A 19,343-nucleotide genomic window follows, 5' to 3' on the forward strand; every position below is an offset into this window, starting at 1 on the left:
CATGCGCCTGTTCGCGTGGGTAATCTGCAGTCTGCTGCTGTGTGGCCAGGCGGTGCAGGCGCAGGTGCGCAGCTACGATCAGATGATCGCCGCCGGGGAGTTGAAGGTGGCGGTCTATAAGGATTTCGCGCCCTACAGTTTCGAAGATCACGGCCAGCCCAGGGGGGTGGACGTTGAATTGGCCCAAGCCTTGGCCAAGGCACTGGGTGTGCGCCTGCAATTGGTCTGGGCGCCACCCGGCGAGAAGCTTGACGATGACCTGCGCGATTACATCTGGCGCAGCAGTCCGTTGCACGACCGGCAGTTGGCCGACCTGATGATGCGTGTGCCTTACGATCACGACTACGTGCAAAAGCGCAATGACGTCGGCGAACTGGCAAACGCCCAGGTGGTGATGTTCGGGCCTTATCAGCAGGAATGCTGGCAGGTGGCGTATGACCGCCGCCGGCTGGATTCAGTGGGCAGCGTCGCAGTGTTCCAGCAACACCCCATTGGCGTTGAAGTCGACAGCGTACCGTCGTTCTACCTGAGTTCGGTATTCAACGGCATGCTCAGGACCAAGACCCACCATTACCCCGGTGTCAGCCAGGCTTTCAACGCCATGCAGGCGGGGGAAGTCGACGCAGTCATGGCCATGCGTGGGGAGATCGACTGGCAAGTGCACGAAGCTGCCGATCCGCAACTGGCGCTGGCGGAAAATGCCTACCCGAACATGGGCAAGCAACGTTGGGAAATCGGCATGGCGGTGCATGAAAGCAACCGGCAGTTGGCCTATGCGGTGGAAGAAGCCCTGGAAGGCTTGATCCGCGATGGCAGCGTCAAGACGGTCTATGCCCATTACGGCCTGCGTTACGAAGTGCCCGAGATGTATCAATAGGAGCGCAGGGATGAAATGGCCCGTGTGGTGCCTGCTGTGGTGCGGTCTGCCAATGGTTGCGTTGGCGGCCGTCGAGCCGGGCAAGGATCCGGTGCCCTCGGTAATGTGGGCCTTCTATCACAAGCAACTGCTGGGCGACGCGCCGTTCGTGTTCGACGAGCGGGTCCGGTTGCTGGCGCCACCCTTTGCTGAAGATGCGCGCCAGGTGCCGCTGGAAATCGATGCCCGGGCCTTCGCCGGTGACGTGGTGCGGGTGCTGGCCTGGGCCGAACTGAATCCGCTGCCGAAGATCGTGGATTTCCGGCCGGGGGATCGTGTGTTGCCCTGGTTGTCGATCCGCATCCGGATCGAGCAAGCCACGCCGTTGCGCGCCGCCGTGCAAACCCGTGACGGCCTGTGGCACGTCGGATCGACGCTGATCGACGCGGCAGGGGGCGGCTGTACCGCGCCGAGTGTGGTGCGCACTCAGCCAGGGTGGGAGGAACACTTGGGTGAGGTACTCGGCGCCCGTTACCCCCGGGGCGATACCAATCGCCTGCGCTTGCAGGTGGCCCATCCGATGGATAACGGCCTGGTGAGCGGGATCCCCGAATTTTTCCTCAACCAGGCCCAGTTACTGGATGCCGACGGCAAGGTGCTGGCGCATCTGGAGCTGTTTCCGGCGGTCAGCGAAAACCCCAACCTGGGCTTCGACATACAAGGCCCCGGGCAGACCCGCCTGTTGCTGCGCGACAACAGCGGCAACACGTTCGAGGCGGCGATCCCCTGACCACAAGGAGCGCGCCATGCGCTGGTTGTTGCTGATCTTCATGAGCCTGTGCTGGCCGACCTGGGCCGCGACGGACTATTCACTCAAGCCCCGGCAGATCGCCGAGGGCACCTGGCTGCTGGAAGGCAGCACTGAGAATTTTGCCAAGGCCAACGGCGGCAACATCGTCAACACCGCGTTCATCGTCACCGATGCCGGTGTGGTGGTGATCGACACCGGGCCCTCGAAGCGTTACGGCGAGGCGCTGCGCCAGGCCATCGCGGCGACCACGGATAAGCCGGTGATCCAGGTCATGCTGACCCATCACCACCCCGACCATGTGTTGGGCAACCAAGCCTTCAGCAATGTACCCATCGGCGCCTTGGCGGGCACCACCGACCTGCTGCGGCAACAGGGCGATGCACTGGCGGAAAACATGTACCGACTGGTGGGCGACTGGATGCGCGGCACCGAGGTGGTCTTGCCGACCCAGGTGCTGGTGCCTGGGACGCTGAAGGTGGGCAATCATTCGCTGCGTCTGCTGCAACTGGCCGGGCACACTGGCGCCGACCTGGCGATTCTCGATGAAACCACCGGCGTGCTGTTCGCCGGGGACCTGGTGTTCTACGAGCGAGCCCTGACCACCCCCAACAGCCCGGGCCTTGAGGTGTGGCTCAAAGACCTCGACACCCTGCAAGCCTTGCCCTGGAAGCAGATCGTCCCCGGCCACGGCCCGGTCGCGACCGATGCCCGGCCTTTCTTGCAGATGCGCGATTACCTGGGCTGGCTCGACCAACTGATGCGCGACGGCGCCGCCCGTGGCGACGACATGGCCGAGATGATCCGCAGCCCCATCCCCGAGCGCTTTGCCGGGATCAGCTTGAGCCGGTATGAGTTGATTCGAAGTGTCAGCCATCTCTATCCACGTTACGAGCGAGCGGGGATGAAGCGGGTGGACACCAAACCCGAATGATTCAAGCTGTCCCGTGGCGAGGGAGCTTGCTGCAAGGGTGGGTGCAACGACTCCCCACATGTACCAAGGAACTAGAAAACTCAACACAGCGGGCAATTGTTGCCGGCGGCCCCTGGCCCAAGAATCTGCGACAGACCGGGAAAATTTCCCGGGTATAACAATAACCGCAGAGGTAGCCGTCATGAGTCATCCCGCACGTCGCCAACCGTTCGCCGTGAGCCTGCTGCTCAGTGCCATGCTGCTGTCCGGTTCGGCCCTGGCCGCCGTGACCGATCAGGAAATTCTCCAGGATCCGAAAAACCCGCAACAGGTCGTGACCAACGGCCTGGGGGTTCAGGGCCAACGCTACAGCCCGCTCGATACCCTCAATGTCAATAACGTCAAGGACCTGCGCCCGGTCTGGGCGTTTTCCTTCGGCGGCGAAAAGCAGCGTGGCCAGCAAGCCCAGCCGATGATCAAGGACGGGGTGATGTACCTCACCGGTTCCTATTCCCGGGTGTTCGCGGTGGATGCGCGCACCGGCAAGAAGCTGTGGCAGTACGATGCGCGCCTGCCGGATGACATCCGCCCTTGCTGCGACGTGATCAACCGGGGCGTGGCGTTGTATGGCGACCTGGTGTTCTTCGGCACCCTCGATGCGAAGTTGGTGGCCCTGAACAAGGACACCGGCAAAGTGGTCTGGAGCAAGAAAGTCGCCGACCACAAGGAAGGTTATTCCATCAGTGCCGCGCCGATGGTCATCAACGGCAAGCTGATCACCGGGGTAGCCGGTGGCGAGTTTGGCGTAGTGGGGCAGATCAGCGCCTACGATCCGAAGAACGGCGAACTGCTCTGGACCCGCCCGACTGTTGAAGGTCACATGGGCTACGTCTACAAGGACGGCAAGGCCGTCGAGAATGGCATTTCCGGCGGCGAAGCCGGCAAGACCTGGCCCGGTGATCTCTGGAAAACCGGCGGCGCGGCACCTTGGCTGGGCGGTTACTACGATCCGGAAACCAATCTGCTGCTGTTCGGTACCGGTAACCCGGCGCCATGGAACTCCCACCTGCGTCCTGGCGACAACCTCTATTCCTCGTCGCGCCTGGCCCTGAACCCGGACGACGGCAGCATCAAATGGCACTTCCAGAGCACGCCTCACGACGGCTGGGACTATGACGGCGTCAACGAACTGATCTCGTTCAACTACAAGGAAGGTGGCAAAGACATCAAGGCCGCGGCCACCGCCGACCGCAACGGCTTCTTCTACGTGCTCGATCGCACCAACGGCAAGTTCATCCGCGGTTTTCCGTTTGTCGACAAGATCACCTGGGCCACTGGCCTGGATAAGGACGGGCGGCCGATCTACAACGACGCCAGCCGTCCGGGTGCACCGGGCAGTGAAGCCAAGGGCAGTTCGGTGTTCGTCGCACCGGCCTTCCTCGGCGCAAAAAACTGGATGCCCATGGCTTACAACCAGGACACCGGGTTGTTCTACGTGCCATCCAATGAATGGGGCATGGACATCTGGAACGAAGGCATCGCCTACAAGAAAGGCGCGGCGTTCCTGGGGGCCGGTTTCACCATCAAGCCGCTGAACGAGGATTACATCGGCGTGCTGCGGGCCATCGATCCGAAGACGGGTAAGGAAGTCTGGCGCCACAAGAACTTCGCGCCGCTGTGGGGCGGGGTGCTGACCACCAAGGGCAACCTGGTGTTCACCGGCACGCCTGAAGGTTTCCTGCAGGCCTTCAATGCCAAGACCGGGGAAAAAGTCTGGGAGTTCCAGACCGGTTCCGGCGTGCTCGGTTCGCCCATCACTTGGGAAATGGACGGCGAGCAATACGTCTCCGTGGTCTCTGGCTGGGGCGGCGCGGTGCCGTTGTGGGGTGGCGAAGTGGCCAAGCGCGTGAAGGACTTCAATCAGGGCGGGATGCTCTGGACCTTCAAGTTGCCGAAAGAGTTGGTGGCCAAGCGCTAAAAGCTTGTCGAAAACTGTGGCGAGGGAGCTTGCTCCCGCTCGGCGGCGAAGCAGTCGCCGAAAGCGGGGAGTGCTGCGCACTCCAGCGGGAGCAAGCTCCCTCGCCACAAGGGCTTGCGCTGGCCTTGAACTTGCGCCTATCGCTTGAAACCTACGACCAAATAACGAGAGCCCCCCTGCCAATGACGCATTCGTCCGGCATGCGCGGCTCTCTACCATCGGTCTATCGCCTGTCCCGCGACAGGCATCGACCAGGCAGAGGCCCATCATGATCTACGCACAACCCGGAACCCCAGGCGCCGTCGTTTCCTTCAAGCCGCGCTATGGCAATTTCATCGGCGGCGAATTCGTCGCACCGGTCAATGGCGAGTATTTCACCAACACATCCCCGGTCAACGGCGAAGTCATCGCCCAATTCCCGCGCTCCAGTGCCGCCGACATCGACAAGGCCCTGGATGCCGCCCATGCCGCCGCCGACGCCTGGGGCAAGACCTCGGCCCAGGACCGCTCCCTGGTACTGCTGAAAATCGCCGACCGTATCGAACAGAACCTGGAAATCCTTGCCGTCAGCGAAACCTGGGACAACGGCAAGGCCGTACGCGAAACCCTCAATGCCGACGTGCCGCTGTCGGCCGATCATTTCCGTTACTTCGCCGGTTGCATCCGCGCCCAAGAGGGCGGGGCCGCCGAGATCAACGAGCTGACCACGGCGTATCACTTCCATGAGCCGCTGGGCGTGGTCGGGCAGATCATCCCGTGGAACTTTCCGCTGCTGATGGCCGCTTGGAAGCTCGCCCCGGCCCTGGCCGCTGGCAACTGCATCGTGCTCAAACCAGCGGAGCAGACACCGCTGTCGATCACGGTGTTCATTGAGCTGATCGCCGACCTGCTGCCCGCCGGGGTGTTGAACATCGTCCATGGCTTCGGTCGCGAAGCCGGTGAAGCCCTGGCCACCAGTAAACGCATCGCCAAGATCGCCTTTACCGGCTCGACACCGATCGGTTCGCACATCATGAAATGTGCAGCCGAAAACATCATTCCGTCCACCGTCGAGTTGGGCGGCAAGTCGCCGAACATCTTCTTCGAAGACATCATGCAAGCCGAGCCGGCCTTCATTGAAAAAGCCGCCGAAGGCCTGGTGCTGGCATTCTTCAACCAGGGCGAAGTCTGCACCTGTCCGTCTCGGGCGTTGGTGCAGGAGTCGATCTACGAATCGTTCATGGCCGTGGTCATGAAGAAGATCGCCAAGATCAAGCGCGGCGACCCGCTGGACACTGAAACCATGGTCGGCGCCCAGGCCTCCGAGCAACAGTACGACAAGATTCTTTCGTACCTGGAGATTGCCCGGGAAGAGGGCGCCGAGCTGCTCACCGGCGGTGCGGCCGAGCGACTTGAGGGTGATTTGTCGGGCGGCTATTACATCCAGCCGACCCTGCTCAAGGGCCACAACAAAATGCGTGTGTTCCAGGAAGAAATCTTCGGCCCGGTGGTGGGCGTGACCACCTTCAAGGACGAAGCCGAAGCGCTGGCAATCGCCAACGATACCGAGTTCGGCCTTGGCGCCGGCCTCTGGACCCGCGACATCAACCGCGCCTACCGCATGGGCCGGGCGATCAAGGCCGGTCGCGTCTGGACCAACTGCTACCACCTGTACCCGGCCCATGCCGCGTTCGGTGGCTACAAGAAGTCCGGCGTCGGCCGCGAAACCCACAAGATGATGCTCGATCACTACCAGCAGACCAAGAACCTGCTGGTGAGCTATGACATCAATCCGCTGGGGTTCTTCTAACCCAGCAACACCGCAAAACCCAATGTGGGAGCGGGCTTGCTCGCGAAAGCGGCGGAACAGTCACTCGATCAGTGTCTGATCCACCGTCTTCGCGAGCAAGCCCGTTCCCACATTGTTGGATGTGTGCAGGCCAAACATTGCTACCAACGCACCCCACCCACCGCTTCGAAAGTAGCATTCGAGCCCTGGGCACGGCGTGCATTAATGACCTTGCCGGAATTGCCCGGTACAAGAAGAGGAAAGACCCATGTGGACTAAACCCGCGTTTACCGACCTGCGTATTGGCTTTGAAGTGACGATGTACTTCGCCAACCGATAAGGGCAGGCCCGGCCTGATGCGTTCAGGCCGGGCTCACCATTTGGTCTGATTGCAATCACGGTGGGATGCTTTAGGCTCAGGGGATCCCAAGACAATAAGAACAGGCTTACCGATGAGCCAGAGTCTCAGTCCGCTGCGCAAGTTCGTTTCCCCCGAAATCATGTTCGGTGCCGGTTGCCGGCACAATGTTGGCAATTACGCCAAGACGTTCGGCGCGCGCAAGGTGCTGATCGTCACCGATCCCGGCGTGATCGCTGCCGGATGGGTGGCCGATGTCGAGGCCAGCCTCCAGGCCCAGGCTATTGATTACTGTATCTACAGCGCGGTCTCGCCCAATCCCCGGGTCGAGGAAGTGATGCTGGGTGCGGACCTGTACCGGGAAAACCACTGCGACGTCATCGTTGCGGTGGGTGGCGGCAGTCCGATGGACTGCGGCAAGGCCATTGGCATCGTCGTCGCCCATGGTCGCAATATCCTCGAATTCGAAGGCGTGGACATGCTGTACATGCCCAGCCCGCCGCTGATCCTGATTCCCACCACGGCCGGGACTTCGGCCGACGTGTCGCAGTTCGTGATCATCTCCAACCAGCAAGAACGCATGAAATTCTCCATCGTCAGCAAGGCGGCGGTGCCGGACGTGTCGCTGATCGACCCGGAAACGACCCTGAGCATGGACCCGTTCCTGTCGGCCTGTACCGGCATCGACGCGCTGGTACACGCCATCGAGGCGTTCGTATCCACCGGTCACGGCCCGCTCACCGACCCCCATGCGCTGGAGGCGATGCGGCTGATCAATGGCAACCTGGTGCAGATGATCGCCAACCCGGCGGACGTCGCCCTGCGGGAAAAGATCATGCTCGGCAGCATGCAGGCCGGGTTGGCGTTCTCCAACGCGATCCTCGGCGCGGTGCATGCGATGTCCCACAGCCTGGGCGGCTTCCTGGATTTGCCCCATGGCTTGTGCAACGCGGTACTGGTGGAGCATGTGGTGGCGTTCAACTACAACTCGGCGCCGGAGCGTTTCAAGGTGATTGCCGAGACCCTGGGCATTGATTGCCGGGGGCTCAATCACCGGCAGATCCGCACCCGGTTGGTGGAGCATTTGATTGCCCTCAAGCACACCATCGGTTTCCACGAAACCCTGGGCCTGCACGGGGTGAGCACCTCGGATATCCCGTTCCTGTCGCAGCACGCGATGCACGATCCCTGCATCCTCACCAACCCTCGGGAGTCGAGTCAGCGGGATGTCGAGGTCGTTTATGGCGAAGCCCTCTGACGAGCAGCAAAAAGCCCTGGCCGGGCTGCTGGGGCTGGGCAATCACTCGACGCGCAAGAGCCATTATCCGGAACTGGCGGCGCGTCTCGATGAACTGGAGCAGGCGCGGCAGCACCTGCAACAACTCAACGACCAGTTGGAACAGCGAGTGGCCGAGCGCACCGACGCGCTGCTGGAGGCCAACCATAATCTGCAACAACAGATCGCCCAGCGCGAGTTGGTCGAGCAACAGTTGCGCGACGCCCGGGATGCCGCGCAGGCGGCCAACCGTAGCAAGGACAAATACCTGGCCGCCGCCAGCCACGACTTGCTGCAACCGCTCAACGCCGCACGCCTGCTGATCGCCACCTTGCGTGAGCGCACGCTGCCGACCTCCGAGCAGGTCCTGGTGGAACGCACCCATCAGGCCCTTGAAGGCGCCGAAGACTTGCTCACTGATTTGCTGGATATCTCCCGGCTGGACCAGGCCGCCGTCAAGCCGGACCTGGCACCGTATCGACTGGATGAGTTGCTGGCGCCGCTGGCTTCCGAGTTCCAATCGGTGGCCAGTGCCGCGGGGCTGGAGTTGCGGGTGCGCTTTGGCGACGAAGCGATCATGACTGACCTGCGGCTGATGACTCGCATCCTGCGCAACCTGCTCAGCAATGCCTGCCGCTACACCGCCCAGGGCGGCATTCTCCTGGCTGCGCGGCGCCGGGGAGGGCGGTTGAGCCTGGAAGTCTGGGACACGGGGCGTGGCATTGCGGCCGATTGCCTGGAGTCGATATTCCTCGAGTTCAATCAATTGGACGTCGGGCGGGCCGCGGATCGCAAGGGTGTGGGCCTGGGATTGGCGATTGTCGAACGCATCGCCCATATCCTCGGTTACCGAGTCCAGGTGCGTTCCCGACCGGGACGTGGCTCGGTGTTCAGCATCGAGGTGCCGCTGTCTGCTGAAAAGCCCTTGCCTGTGCCGCAGATACCGGTACAGGCGGTCGCTGGCAACCCGCTGCCGGGACGCCGGTTGTTGGTGATCGACAATGAACTGAGCATTCTGCAAAGCATGGCTGCGCTGTTGGGGCAGTGGGGTTGCGACGTGTTGACCGCCACCGATGAAGCAGGCGCCCTGGATGTGCTGCAAGGCCGTGCGCCGGAGCTGATCCTGGCGGATTTCCACTTGGATCATGGGGTGGTGGGCTGTGAAGTGGTCAAGCACCTGCGCGAGCATTTCCACCAGGCCATCCCGGCGGTGATCATCACCGCCGACCGCAGTGACCAGTGCCGCCGCGCCCTGCGCAAACTGGATGCGCCGCTGCTGAACAAACCGGTCAAGCCCGGCAAGTTGCGGGCAGTGTTGAGCCAGGTGCTCGGGTAGCGACCCTGAAACTCATCCACCTGAACCCATCCAACCTGTGGGAGCGAGCCTGCTCGCGATAGTTGTTTCGTGTTATGTTATCCGATCTCGTTTGGCAGGGATTCTCATTCCTGGCCTTGCATGAACACGAACTCTCATCCGAGCATTTCCATGAGCCTATCTCCAAGCATGACGAGCCCGTCCGGCGTCATCGCGCCTGTACTTGCAACCCGCACTGCCGAAACCCATGTGCGCATGCTCGCCATCGATGCCCTGCGCGGTTTCGTCATGCTGCTGATGCTGGTTGATCACGTCCGCGAGACGTTCCTGCTGCACCGTCAGGTCAGCGATCCGATCGATGCGCTGAGTGTCACCCCCGATCTGTATTTCACCCGCCTGCTCAGCACGCTCTGCGCCCCGGTCTTCATCTTCCTCACCGGTTTGTCGGCCTGGCTCTACAGCCAGAAACACACGGCCGGCCAGACCTCGTTGTTCCTGCTCAAGCGCGGTCTGTTCCTGGTTTTCCTGGAACTCACCTTCGTGTGTTTCGCCTGGAACGCCGAGTTTCCGCCCAAGACCTTGTGGCTGCAGGTGATTTGGTGCATCGGCATCTGCATGATCGTCCTGGCGGCGCTGCTGCACCTCAAGCGCAGTTGGCTGGTCGTTCTTGGGCTAGCCATCGTTGCCGGGCACAATCTGTTGGACGGTGTAGTGCTGGGGCCTGACTCTCCGTTCTTCGTACCGTGGTCGATTCTTCATCAGCGGGCATTCATCGATATCACCGAGTTCACCCGGGCCCGCACCACTTATCCGGTACTGCCGTGGATCGGCGTGATCCTGCTGGGCTGGGCCATCGGCCCGTGGTTCGGCAAGGACGTGGAGCCCGCCGTACGCCTGCGGCGGCTGCTCAATATCGGCATCGGCTTGCTGCTGCTTTTCGTGTGCATCCGTTACCTGAACGTGTACGGCGACAAACCCTGGGTACAGACCGGCGATGCACTGCGCACCTTCATGAGTTTCATGAGCGCGACGAAGTACCCGCCGTCGCTGATGTTCCTGATGCCGACCCTGGGGATGGGCTTGATTCTGTTGGCGCTCTTCGAGAAAGCCCAGGCGTGGGGGGCCATTGCGATATTGGCGATCTACGGCGGTGCCCCGATGTTTTTCTACCTGCTGCACCTTTACGTACTCAAAGCCTTGTACCTGATGGCAGTTGTCATTTGGGGCACCAACCAGGGCGTCTATTTTGGGTTCGACCATTTGCCCATGGTGTGGTCATGGAGTGTGCTGCTGGGCGTCGCGCTGTTCTTCCCGACGCGCTGGTTTGCGGCTCTCAAACAGCGTCGTCGTGATATCGCGATTCTCAAGTATTTCTGAGCCAAGGGCCTGAGGACCGACAGTGCTGACTGAATGTGGGGGCAGAGCCATTAAAATGCCGCCGTTTGGTCGGCGTTTTCGCCAGAAATGTAAAAAGACGCTTCGGTCTGTTTATTTCCTTATGTAAACTCCCCCCGCTGCGACAATCGGGCACGGCCTCGCCAGGCCCGATGGCAAACGTTTTGCAGTGTCCCTCACCCAGCTGAAGCCAAGACCTACAAGAAGTCAGTGCCGGAGAGACATAAATGTGCGGCCGATAATTGCTCGGCCCTGTAGGTCCATCCTCCGGTCCTTCCCGCCATAGCCCGCTGACATTTCAGGCCATGGCGTGGTCTATCATTGATCAGGACAGGTGGATGGAATGGCGTTCTATCCTAGGGATACACACATGTTGAAGAAAACACACACGGCGCTGCTGGGCCTGGCGATGGCGATGGGTCTTGCGACCACGCACGCCGCCGAGCCAAAAAAAGTGGATGTCTTGCTCATTGGTGGGGGCATCATGAGCTCGACACTCGGCGTCTGGCTCAATGAGCTGGAGCCGGGCTGGACCATGGAAATGGTCGAGCGTCTGGACGGTGTTGCCGAAGAGAGCTCCAACGGCTGGAACAACGCCGGTACCGGTCACTCTGCGCTGGCCGAGCTGAACTACACGCCGGAAGACAAGAACGGCAAGGTCGATATCTCCAAGGCCATCGAAATCAACGAAGCCTTCCAGATCTCCCGTCAGTTCTGGTCCTGGCAGGTCAAGAACGGTGTGCTGAAGAACCCGCGCTCGTTCATCAACTCCACACCGCACATGAGTTTCCTGTGGGGCGACGAGAACATCGCGTTCCTGAAGAAGCGCTACGAAGCCCTCCAGGCCAGCCCGTTGTTCGCCGGCATGCAGTACTCCGAAGATCGCGAGCAGATCAGCAAGTGGGTTCCGCTGATGATGCAAGGGCGTGACCCGAGCCAGAAAGTCGCGGCCACCTGGAGTCCCCTGGGCACCGACGTGAACTTCGGCGAAATCACCCGCCAGTTCGCGACTTACCTGCAAACCAAGCCGAACTTCTCCCTCAAGCTGTCCAGCGAAGTGGAAGACATCACCCGCAACGAAGACGGCACCTGGCGCGTTTCCTACAAGAACCTGAAGGACGGTACCGAAACCGAGACCGACGCCAAGTTCGTGTTCATCGGCGCTGGCGGCGGTGCCTTGCACCTGCTGCAGAAGTCCGACATTCCGGAAGCACGTGAGTACGCAGGTTTCCCGGTGGGCGGCTCGTTCCTGGTCACCGAAAACCCGACCGTTGCCCAGCTGCACCTGGCCAAGGCTTACGGCAAGGCCTCGGTTGGCGCACCGCCAATGTCGGTCCCGCACCTGGATACCCGCGTGCTGGATGGCAAGCGCGTGATCCTGTTTGGCCCGTTCGCTACCTTCTCCACCAAGTTCCTGAAGAACGGTTCGTACTTTGACCTGCTGACCAGCACCACCACCCACAACGTGTGGCCGATGACCAAGGTTGGTATCGAACAGTACCCACTGGTCGAGTACCTGGCCGGCCAGCTGATGCTGTCGGACGAAGACCGCTTCGCCGCTCTGAAAGAGTACTTCCCGGAAGCCAAGCAGGAAGACTGGCGTCTGTGGCAGGCCGGCCAGCGTGTGCAGATCATCAAGCGTGACGAAGAGAAGGGCGGCGTGCTGAAACTCGGCACCGAAGTGGTCGCTTCCCAGGACGGCAGCATCGCCGGCCTGCTGGGTGCTTCGCCAGGCGCCTCGACCGCTGCGCCGATCATGCTGACCGTGCTTGAGAAGGTCTTCAAGGACAAGGTCGCCAGCCCGGCCTGGCAGGAAAAACTGCGCCAGATCGTGCCGAGCTACGGCACTAAGCTCAACGAGAGCCCTGAGCGTGTAGCCCAAGAGTGGGCTTACACCAGCGAAGTCCTGCAACTGGACCCGCCGCCGGCGATCGGCAAGCCAGGCGCTCCCGCGGCACCGGCCAAACCGGCTGCTGCCCGTGAAGCCAACCCAGCGGCTGACATGGCGCTGTAAGCCGGACCCTGTCTGGTGAGGTAAAAAGAACGCCGCTCATTGAGCGGCGTTTTTTTATCCGGTGCCGTTCTGGCGCATGTCGTCCCTGGGCTCGCTCCGAAACCGCTGATCAAAATCCTCCGCCAACTGCGCCAGGGTAATACTGCCCAAACGCTTGAGCAGCAACGCCTGGGCCTCATCGAAGGCATCCGTCAACGCCGCATTGACCGCTTGCTCCACCAGGCATTGCGGGTGATCGGTGGACAGGCCGACGGCAAAGATCGACGTGCTGCCCAAGGCCTGGTGGATGTCGAGCAAGGTCATGTCCGACAAGGGCTTGCTCAAGGTCCAGCCGCCGCGATGACCTTTCTCCGAGGTGACGTAACCCTGTTCCTTGAGCAGCGCCATGGTCCGGCGCACCACCACCGGGTTGGTGCCCAGCATCTGCGCGAGGGTGTCGGAAGTGGCGGATTGTTGGTGGCGGTCCATGTGAATCAGCACATGAAGCATGCGGGACAGGCGTGTGTCAGTTCTCATGATGTTGGCGTGTTCTGTGGCTGAGGCTGGCGTGAGTATCGCCTGTAATTGCAAAAGTTACGAGATCGTTGACAGTGGCTTTTCAAGGAACTTACGATGTGTCGAGACTTTTCGGCTCCTTCGAAAACCACCCTTGGAGATAGACATGGAATACGACGTCATCATTGCAGGCGGCAGCTACGCCGGTATGTCCGCTGGTCTTCAACTGGCCCGGGCCCGGCGCAAGGTGCTGGTGATCGATGCGGGCCAGCGTCGCAATCGGTTCGCCGCCAGCTCCCATGGTTTTCTCGGCCAGGACGGTCGGGCTCCCGGCGATATTGCCGAGGATGCTCGCCGCCAGCTAATGGCCTATCCAACGGTGCAATGGGTAGCGGACACGGTGACCGGGGCCTGCAAGGAGGCGGATGGCTTCTCCCTGGAAACCGTCAGCGGCGATCGCTACAGCGCCCAGCGCCTGCTGCTGGCCACCGGTGTGATCGATGATCTGCCAGACGTGGAAGGGTTGGCGCAGCGCTGGGGCAAAAGCGTGTTCCATTGCCCGTATTGCCACGGCTATGAGCTGGACCAAGGCCCGATTGGCGTGTTGGCGACCTCAGAGATGTCGCTGCACCACGCCTTGATGTTGCCGGACTGGGGCCCGACGACGTTTTTCACCAATGGTGTATTCGAGCCCACCCCCGAGCAGCGCGCGAGCCTTGCGCAACGCGGGGTGACGCTGGTGCCGGAGCGTGTCGAACGTATCGAAGGCGACCGGGCCAATGTCGTGTTGGCGGATGGACGCGTGGTGCTCATCGACGGTTTGTTCGTCTTGCCCCGTACGCGAGTGGCCAATTCCTTGGCGGCGTCCCTGGGGTGTGCGTTCGAGGACGGCCCGCTTGGGGCCTTTATCCAGACCGACATGACCCGTGAGACCAACGTGGCGGGGGTGTTTGCCTGTGGCGATGCGGCGATGCCTTTCGGCTCGGTCGCGCTGGCCGTTGGCGATGGGGTCAGGGCGGGGTCAGGTGTGCATCGGTCCTTGATCTTCAGTGCCCACTGAAAATGCCCCCGCCAATCGTGGCTTACACCTGCACCGCCCCGGTCGCTACGGCAAAGGCAAGCATCACCAGGCTCACGCCCCAGGCCCAGAAAAAGGTGTAGGCCATGTGCGTGCGCAGCTCCACGCCGCTCAGCGCCAGAGCCAGGTAGACACTGGGCACTACCGGACTGATGGAGAAACCGGTGTTCTCGCCGATGAGCATGGCCCGGGCCACGGCTTCAAGGGGAACGCCAGCGGCGGCGGCCACGTCCTTGATCACCGGCAACAAGGCAAAGTAGTAGGCATCCGGCGAGAAAATCATGCCCAGGGGGACGCCGAAGAAACCGACGATCACGTGCAGGTACTGGGCAGAACCGGCGGGGAGGATATCGATCAGTGCCAGGGCCATGCCATCGGACATTTTTGCCCCGGACAGCACACCCAGCAGTACGGCGGCAGCCATCATCACCAGCACCATTTGCAACGCGTCGGATGCGTGTGCCTTGAGGCGTTCGGCCTGGGCGTCCAGGGAAGGGAAGTTCAACGGCAGGGCGATTCCCAATCCCACCATGAAACAGGCGTACAGGGGGAAAATGCCGGTGAATAGGCACGCCAGGATTGCACCGGTCAGGGCCACGTTCAGCCAATAGCGCAGCTCGCGTGGCGAGAGGCTGAACTCGCGGGTTTCAGTGGACAGGCTGCCCAGGTCGACGCTGGCGGCGGCCCCCAGTGACATCGGCCGGCGACGCTGGGCCCGCAAGCCCAATACCGTCGCCACGAGCAGCATGCAGACCAGGCCCACCATCTGCACGGGCAACAAGCCCAGCCACAGTTCGGTGGCATCAAGCCCCGACACCGCGGCGGCCCGGGCCGTGGTGCCACCCCAAGGCACCATATTGATCACCCCGGCCGTGGTGCCCACCAGGCACAGCAGCATGGTCGGGCTCATGTTGAGGCGTTTGTACAAGGGTAGCAGCGCCGGAATGGTCAGCAGAAACGTGGCGGCACCGACGCCGTCCAAGTGCACGACCGAGGTCACCAGTACCGTGACCAATGCCACCGCCAGCGGCTTGCCGCCGGTGCTGCGGATCAGCAGGTTGACCAGCGGATCGAATAGGCCGCGATCACGCATAATGCCGAAAAACAGAATGGCAAACAGAAACAGCGCGGCGGTGGGCGCCACGGTGATCAGCCCGGCCTTGATGAACTCACCAATTTGTCCGGGGTTGAAACCCGCCAACAGGCAGATGGCGACGGGCAGAGTGGTGAACGCCACTACGGGGCTGATCCTGCGCAGCAATATCAGCCCGATGATGGCCAGCATCATCAGGAAACCCAGGGTTGTAATCATCTTGCGGCCTCTCTTTTTATTGTTGTCGATGGTTCGGTGGCGGCGTGTGGATCAGCCTTGTGGCCCAGGCAGGCGCAGGGCCAGAAGCAGATAACTCAGGCTCTTGCCATGGCGATCAAGGCCGCAGCTGAGGTTTACGCCGCCTTCCAGGGCGTCTTCGAGCACGAAATTCAGTGCGCTTAGGTTCGGCAGTTCGTAGCGATGCACCTTGGAAGGCCTCCGCGTAGCGAATTGTTCGGCGACCCGTTCGCAGCTCAGTTCACGCAGCAACCAGGGGTAGTGCGCCGGATCGTGGGGAAATACCGCGACGCTGAGAATATTGCCTTTGTCGCCGGCACGGGCGTGGGCGAAGTCGGCGAGAGTGACGAGGTTCATCAGTACCACTCCAGGGTCGTGTGGATTTCGCTGCGCGGCAGCAGGAAGCTGCGGGTGGTGACGGCTTCGGCGAGGTGGCGGCGAACACCGCCGCCACCGGCCGGCCCGTTGGTGTAGAGCGACTCCACCTCGGCCAGCAGGGCTTCGACCAGCGACCGGTCGGTGTGGGTCAGGCCGACCCGCACACGCACGTCTTCGAGGGCTGGTGCCTGGGCTAGCCGTTGCTGCAGGTAGCGGCCAGCGTGGTCGTTGAACAGGCTGGCGATGCCCGACAAATCGATCCACGGCTGTACCCCTGGCGCCAACCGATCGAAACGCTGCAGTAGAATTTCCCGGGCCAGAGTGGCGCGGGCTACGGCGCCGGGGCCGGCATAGGAGATCTCCGCCTCGCCAAACCAAAGTCCACGCACCCCGGCCAAGCCTTTGAGCGTGTCGGGGCGCGGATAGCCGAGCAGGCCGCTGATTTCGACGCGATCCTCGCCCAGGTCCTGGACACGGGCTTGGCCCAGATCCAGTACCACATCCGGCGTCAGATAACGCCGTGGGTCGTGCACCTCATAGAGCAATTGTTCCTTGACCGTCTGCTCGCTGACCCGTCCGCCGCAATGGCGGGTCTTGCCAATGATCAAGCGTCCGTCCTGGTGGACCTCGGCAATCGGGCAACCGAGGTTGGCCGGGTCGGGGATTTCTTTCATTCCGGGATGGGCAAAATACCCGCCGGTGACCTGGGTGCAGCATTCCAGCAGATGCCCGGCGGCGGTAGCGATGGCCATCTTCTGCCAATCGTCGGCGGCCCAGCCCAAGCCGTGGCGAATCGCGCCTACCGCCAACGAAGGGTCGGCAACCCGGCCACAGAGCACGATGCCGGCGCCTTCAGCCAGTGCCGTAGCGATGCCATCGGCGCCGGTATAAACGTTGACTGACACCGGATTGTCCCCCGCAAGCTCCAAGGCCAGCCATTGACCGTAACGGGATGGGGTTTCTTCCAGCAGGTCGTCACCCAGCACGCAGGCAATTTTCAGTTCCGGATAGCGCCCCGCCAGTGTGAGCCGCAGCCGTTGCGCCGCCGCCCTGGGGTTGGCCGCGCCACCGTTGGTGATGATCGGGATGCCAGCCTCGATACACACGTCCAGCATGGGTTCGAGGAAGTCGAACAGACGAGAGGAATAGCCAGCTTGGGGATCATGCCCTTTGCGCAGTTGCGCCTCGGCCAGTGTCCGCTCGGCCAATAGCTCAAGCATGATGTAGCGCTGGCCTGGCCGCTGCGCCAAGTCCTGGGCCAGGCGTAACGCGGCATCCGGGCGATCATTGGCGAAACCGGCGCCGCACCCGACGAGGATTGTTTTTGTCATGTCCGTTTCCACTAGGGGGATGGCCCATAGTGGCTGGCATCGATTGTTCTGTGAATTTTAAAGGTAGAATCAATTGATCCATTATTTTTGTAGGTGCGGGCATGAACATTTCCTTCAGACAGCTTCGTGCCTTCATCTTGATCGCCGAAACCTCAAGCTTCACCCGCACCGCTGAACAGCTTCACCTGTCCCAACCGGCCCTGAGCTACAGCATCCGTAAGTTGGAAGAGACCATGGGGTTGCAGCTACTGGCGCGTAACACCCGCAGTGTCGAATTGACGCTCGCCGGTGAACACTTCCTGCCCCAGGCCAGGCGCATGCTCAGGGACATGGACGATGCTGTACGCGACGCCCGCGATACTCTCAGCCTGAGCCGTGGCACGCTGCGCCTGGCGGCACTGCCCACTGCCGCCGCTTCGTTCCTGCCAGTGGTGATTGCCGCGTTCCAGCGCGAACACCCGGGGGTACGGGTGAGCGTATTGGACGGCCGCGCCGGGGAGATCATGGGGTGGGTGCAGCGTGGCGAGGTGGATGCAGGCATTACGTCGTTGCCGGAGGACTTGTCCGGGCTGAGTTTTGTACGTTTGCTGGATGACAACCTGGTGTTGCTGACCCACAAGGACCATCAGCGCGACAGCCTGGATGACTGGAAGCACCGGCCCTATATCGCCCTGACGCCCGACACCAGCATCCGGCCCCTGGCCGATGCCGCGTTACGCTACCTGAACGTCGATCCGCAGCCGGCCTGGGAAGTGGCCCACATGAGCACGGCCACCGCCCTGGTGCGCGAAGGGTTGGGGTTTTCCCTACTGCCGGCCAGTTGCACGGCAGTGTTCAATATCGGTGAGCAATGCACGGTCATTGCCATCGACCAGCCCGGCAGGCGCTCGATCGGTCTGTTGCAACGCAAGCCCGTAGCCCAGTCACCGTCGTTGAGCCAGTTCATGCAGCATTTACGGCAGACGCTGCGGCAGTGATGTTGATGGGCGCACTGCATATTTCTCATGAACCCCACAAATCCCTTGTGGGAGCGAGCTTGCTCGCGAAAGCGGTGGCCCGGCCACCGCGCTATTGCGTGCCAAACATCGCCGTCCAATAGATCCCGGCATCGCTTTTCGGATCGGTCGCGTAGCCGGCGCCCAGTTCGCGGAACTGCGGGTTCATCAGGTTGGCGCAATGTCCGGGGCTTGCCAGCCAACCGTCCACCACCTTCAGGGCGGTGTCCTGCCCGGCGGCGATGTTCTCGCCAATCAACTGGCCAAGATAGCCCGCCAGTTCGGCACGGTCGCCCGGCATGCGGTTGTCGCGGTCCTTGTGGTCGAAGAAATTGTTGTTGGCCATGGCCCGTGTGTGGGTCACGGCGGCCAGGGCCAGGGTGGCGTTCCAGCTCAGCGGCGTCGTGGCCGTGAAGGTTTCGGTGCCACAGCGGCGTGGCTGCGCACGGGCGCTGTTGATCAGCTTCAGCAGTTTCTGGCCTTCGGCTTGCCAGTCCCCCAGGCGCGCCGACAGCAGTGGGCGCGCCAGCACGATGCGCCATTCGCGATCCAGGCGGCTGACGCCAATGTCGACGAACTGCGGGTCCAGGACAACCTGGCAGAAACTTTCCTGCACGGCCTTCATCGCGGCTTGCGCGTCGCGCGGCCCGGACAGGCTGATGGCCTGCACGTTGACCATCGGGTAAGCCGTGCGCGCCAGCGCCTGCTGCAGGTCGCCGATGCCATTGGCGGACAGGATCAACCGCGAATCCATCGCCAGCGGCGGCAGCTCCAGAGAGGCCTGGCCCGCGCAACTTTGAGACTGGCTACGGTAAAGATTGATGGTCTCGACCAGTTGCGTCTCTTCGGTGGCTGCGGCGCTGGCGGCGAAGGCCAGGCCCAGCGACAGCACGACAAGACGCATGGCGGATGAAATGGCACGCATGTAAATCTCCCTTGAGCGGACGGCGCCTATGATGCGCAATTTTTGCCCGGCTGGGGCAACGGTATTCACGCTCTCTTGAAATCCCTTGGAACGGCACCGTTTGGTACCGTTTGGGACAATCTTCAAGTAG

17 protein-coding genes are annotated in these 19,343 nt (G+C 62.0%); 12 read left to right on the top strand and 5 right to left on the bottom strand.

All coding sequences use genetic code 11. The annotated features are described in order from the left end of the window. Nucleotide 1: 1 nt before the first annotated feature. The 10 genes from ACWNZ1_RS07965 (at nucleotide 2) to mqo (ending at nucleotide 12,681) form a co-directional block, all read left to right on the top strand. Nucleotides 2-877 (top strand): substrate-binding periplasmic protein, encoded by an 876-nt coding sequence (locus ACWNZ1_RS07965; protein ID WP_135845351.1) that lies wholly within the window; start codon nucleotides 2-4, stop codon nucleotides 875-877. 10 nt (nucleotides 878-887) lie between these two features. Beyond that, nucleotides 888-1,646 carry a quinoprotein dehydrogenase-associated SoxYZ-like carrier gene (locus ACWNZ1_RS07970; protein WP_256452833.1) on the top strand — a complete coding sequence of 253 codons (759 nt, stop codon included), beginning with the start codon at nucleotides 888-890 and terminating at the stop codon, nucleotides 1,644-1,646. A gap of 16 nt (nucleotides 1,647-1,662) precedes the next feature. Further along, nucleotides 1,663-2,598 (top strand): quinoprotein relay system zinc metallohydrolase 1, encoded by a 936-nt coding sequence (locus ACWNZ1_RS07975; RefSeq protein WP_135845353.1) that lies wholly within the window; start codon nucleotides 1,663-1,665, stop codon nucleotides 2,596-2,598. 181 nt (nucleotides 2,599-2,779) lie between these two features. Further along, nucleotides 2,780-4,555, top strand: a complete 1,776-nt coding sequence (locus ACWNZ1_RS07980) for a PQQ-dependent methanol/ethanol family dehydrogenase (RefSeq protein ID WP_135845355.1) — start codon at nucleotides 2,780-2,782, stop codon at nucleotides 4,553-4,555. A 268-nt stretch (nucleotides 4,556-4,823) separates the two neighbouring features. Further along, nucleotides 4,824-6,344, top strand: a complete 1,521-nt coding sequence (gene exaC / locus ACWNZ1_RS07985; RefSeq protein ID WP_135845356.1) for an acetaldehyde dehydrogenase ExaC — start codon at nucleotides 4,824-4,826, stop codon at nucleotides 6,342-6,344. A 247-nt stretch (nucleotides 6,345-6,591) separates the two neighbouring features. Then, a complete protein-coding gene (pqqA, locus tag ACWNZ1_RS07990) occupies nucleotides 6,592-6,663 on the top strand; it encodes a pyrroloquinoline quinone precursor peptide PqqA (protein WP_003253598.1) in 72 nt (23 codons plus the stop codon). A 112-nt stretch (nucleotides 6,664-6,775) separates the two neighbouring features. Next, nucleotides 6,776-7,939 carry an alcohol dehydrogenase-like regulatory protein ErcA gene (gene ercA / locus ACWNZ1_RS07995; protein ID WP_135845357.1) on the top strand — a complete coding sequence of 388 codons (1,164 nt, stop codon included), beginning with the start codon at nucleotides 6,776-6,778 and terminating at the stop codon, nucleotides 7,937-7,939. Then, nucleotides 7,923-9,293 (top strand): hybrid sensor histidine kinase/response regulator, encoded by a 1,371-nt coding sequence (locus ACWNZ1_RS08000; RefSeq protein ID WP_456027546.1) that lies wholly within the window; start codon nucleotides 7,923-7,925, stop codon nucleotides 9,291-9,293. The genes ercA and ACWNZ1_RS08000 overlap by 17 nt, the downstream gene beginning before the upstream one ends. 168 nt (nucleotides 9,294-9,461) lie before the next feature. After that, entirely contained in the window at nucleotides 9,462-10,649 is a 1,188-nt protein-coding gene (locus tag ACWNZ1_RS08005) for a DUF1624 domain-containing protein (protein WP_456027617.1), read from the top strand. 388 nt (nucleotides 10,650-11,037) lie between these two features. Beyond that, the gene (gene mqo / locus ACWNZ1_RS08010; RefSeq protein ID WP_256452835.1) at nucleotides 11,038-12,681 is read left to right on the top strand and encodes a malate dehydrogenase (quinone); all 1,644 of its coding nucleotides are present in this window, start codon (nucleotides 11,038-11,040) and stop codon (nucleotides 12,679-12,681) included. Nucleotides 12,682-12,735: 54 nt separating this feature from the next. Here mqo and ACWNZ1_RS08015 read toward each other — a convergent pair whose 3' ends face one another. Next, entirely contained in the window at nucleotides 12,736-13,197 is a 462-nt protein-coding gene (locus ACWNZ1_RS08015; RefSeq protein ID WP_256452836.1) for an Rrf2 family transcriptional regulator, read from the bottom strand. Between the two features lie 145 nt (nucleotides 13,198-13,342). On the opposite strand from ACWNZ1_RS08015, the gene ACWNZ1_RS08020 reads away from it, so the two are divergent. Continuing rightward, nucleotides 13,343-14,236, top strand: coding sequence for an NAD(P)/FAD-dependent oxidoreductase (locus ACWNZ1_RS08020; protein WP_256452837.1), 894 nt, complete (start codon nucleotides 13,343-13,345; stop codon nucleotides 14,234-14,236). A gap of 22 nt (nucleotides 14,237-14,258) precedes the next feature. On the opposite strand, the gene ACWNZ1_RS08025 is transcribed toward ACWNZ1_RS08020, so the two are convergent. Genes ACWNZ1_RS08025 through ACWNZ1_RS08035 form a run of 3 tightly spaced genes read right to left on the bottom strand, consistent with a single transcriptional unit; the run spans nucleotide 14,259 to nucleotide 17,293 of the window. Then, entirely contained in the window at nucleotides 14,259-15,566 is a 1,308-nt protein-coding gene (locus ACWNZ1_RS08025; RefSeq protein WP_135845363.1) for a CitMHS family transporter, read from the bottom strand. Nucleotides 15,567-15,617: 51 nt separating this feature from the next. Beyond that, nucleotides 15,618-15,941, bottom strand: a complete 324-nt coding sequence (locus ACWNZ1_RS08030; RefSeq protein WP_178084255.1) for an AtuA-related protein — start codon at nucleotides 15,939-15,941, stop codon at nucleotides 15,618-15,620. Then, entirely contained in the window at nucleotides 15,941-17,293 is a 1,353-nt protein-coding gene (locus tag ACWNZ1_RS08035; protein ID WP_256452838.1) for an acyclic terpene utilization AtuA family protein, read from the bottom strand. The genes ACWNZ1_RS08030 and ACWNZ1_RS08035 overlap by 1 nt, the downstream gene beginning before the upstream one ends. Nucleotides 17,294-17,394: 101 nt before the next feature. Here ACWNZ1_RS08035 and ACWNZ1_RS08040 point away from each other — a divergent pair, with 101 nt between their 5' ends. Beyond that, complete coding sequence (locus tag ACWNZ1_RS08040; protein WP_256452839.1) at nucleotides 17,395-18,270, top strand: LysR family transcriptional regulator; 876 nt, start codon at nucleotides 17,395-17,397, stop codon at nucleotides 18,268-18,270. Nucleotides 18,271-18,361: 91 nt separating this feature from the next. On the opposite strand, the gene ACWNZ1_RS08045 is transcribed toward ACWNZ1_RS08040, so the two are convergent. Next, entirely contained in the window at nucleotides 18,362-19,213 is an 852-nt protein-coding gene (locus ACWNZ1_RS08045) for a CAP domain-containing protein (protein WP_135845367.1), read from the bottom strand. Nucleotides 19,214-19,343: the final 130 nt, after the last annotated feature.

It is taken from the genome of Pseudomonas sp. CFBP 5748 (assembly GCF_053850495.1).

Coding starts and splice junctions, on each gene's coding strand:
- ACWNZ1_RS08030 (WP_178084255.1), bottom strand. CDS start 15,941: ATGAACCTCGTCACTCTCGCCGACTTCGCCCACGCCCGTGCCGGCGAC.
- ACWNZ1_RS08005 (WP_456027617.1), top strand. CDS start 9,462: ATGACGAGCCCGTCCGGCGTCATCGCGCCTGTACTTGCAACCCGCACT.
- ACWNZ1_RS08025 (WP_135845363.1), bottom strand. CDS start 15,566: ATGATTACAACCCTGGGTTTCCTGATGATGCTGGCCATCATCGGGCTG.
- ACWNZ1_RS08000 (WP_456027546.1), top strand. CDS start 7,923: ATGGCGAAGCCCTCTGACGAGCAGCAAAAAGCCCTGGCCGGGCTGCTG.
- ACWNZ1_RS07970 (WP_256452833.1), top strand. CDS start 888: ATGAAATGGCCCGTGTGGTGCCTGCTGTGGTGCGGTCTGCCAATGGTT.
- exaC (WP_135845356.1), top strand. CDS start 4,824: ATGATCTACGCACAACCCGGAACCCCAGGCGCCGTCGTTTCCTTCAAG.
- ercA (WP_135845357.1), top strand. CDS start 6,776: ATGAGCCAGAGTCTCAGTCCGCTGCGCAAGTTCGTTTCCCCCGAAATC.
- ACWNZ1_RS07975 (WP_135845353.1), top strand. CDS start 1,663: ATGCGCTGGTTGTTGCTGATCTTCATGAGCCTGTGCTGGCCGACCTGG.
- ACWNZ1_RS08035 (WP_256452838.1), bottom strand. CDS start 17,293: ATGACAAAAACAATCCTCGTCGGGTGCGGCGCCGGTTTCGCCAATGAT.
- ACWNZ1_RS07965 (WP_135845351.1), top strand. CDS start 2: ATGCGCCTGTTCGCGTGGGTAATCTGCAGTCTGCTGCTGTGTGGCCAG.
- ACWNZ1_RS08020 (WP_256452837.1), top strand. CDS start 13,343: ATGGAATACGACGTCATCATTGCAGGCGGCAGCTACGCCGGTATGTCC.
- ACWNZ1_RS08015 (WP_256452836.1), bottom strand. CDS start 13,197: ATGAGAACTGACACACGCCTGTCCCGCATGCTTCATGTGCTGATTCAC.
- ACWNZ1_RS08045 (WP_135845367.1), bottom strand. CDS start 19,213: ATGCGTGCCATTTCATCCGCCATGCGTCTTGTCGTGCTGTCGCTGGGC.
- ACWNZ1_RS08040 (WP_256452839.1), top strand. CDS start 17,395: ATGAACATTTCCTTCAGACAGCTTCGTGCCTTCATCTTGATCGCCGAA.
- ACWNZ1_RS07980 (WP_135845355.1), top strand. CDS start 2,780: ATGAGTCATCCCGCACGTCGCCAACCGTTCGCCGTGAGCCTGCTGCTC.
- mqo (WP_256452835.1), top strand. CDS start 11,038: ATGTTGAAGAAAACACACACGGCGCTGCTGGGCCTGGCGATGGCGATG.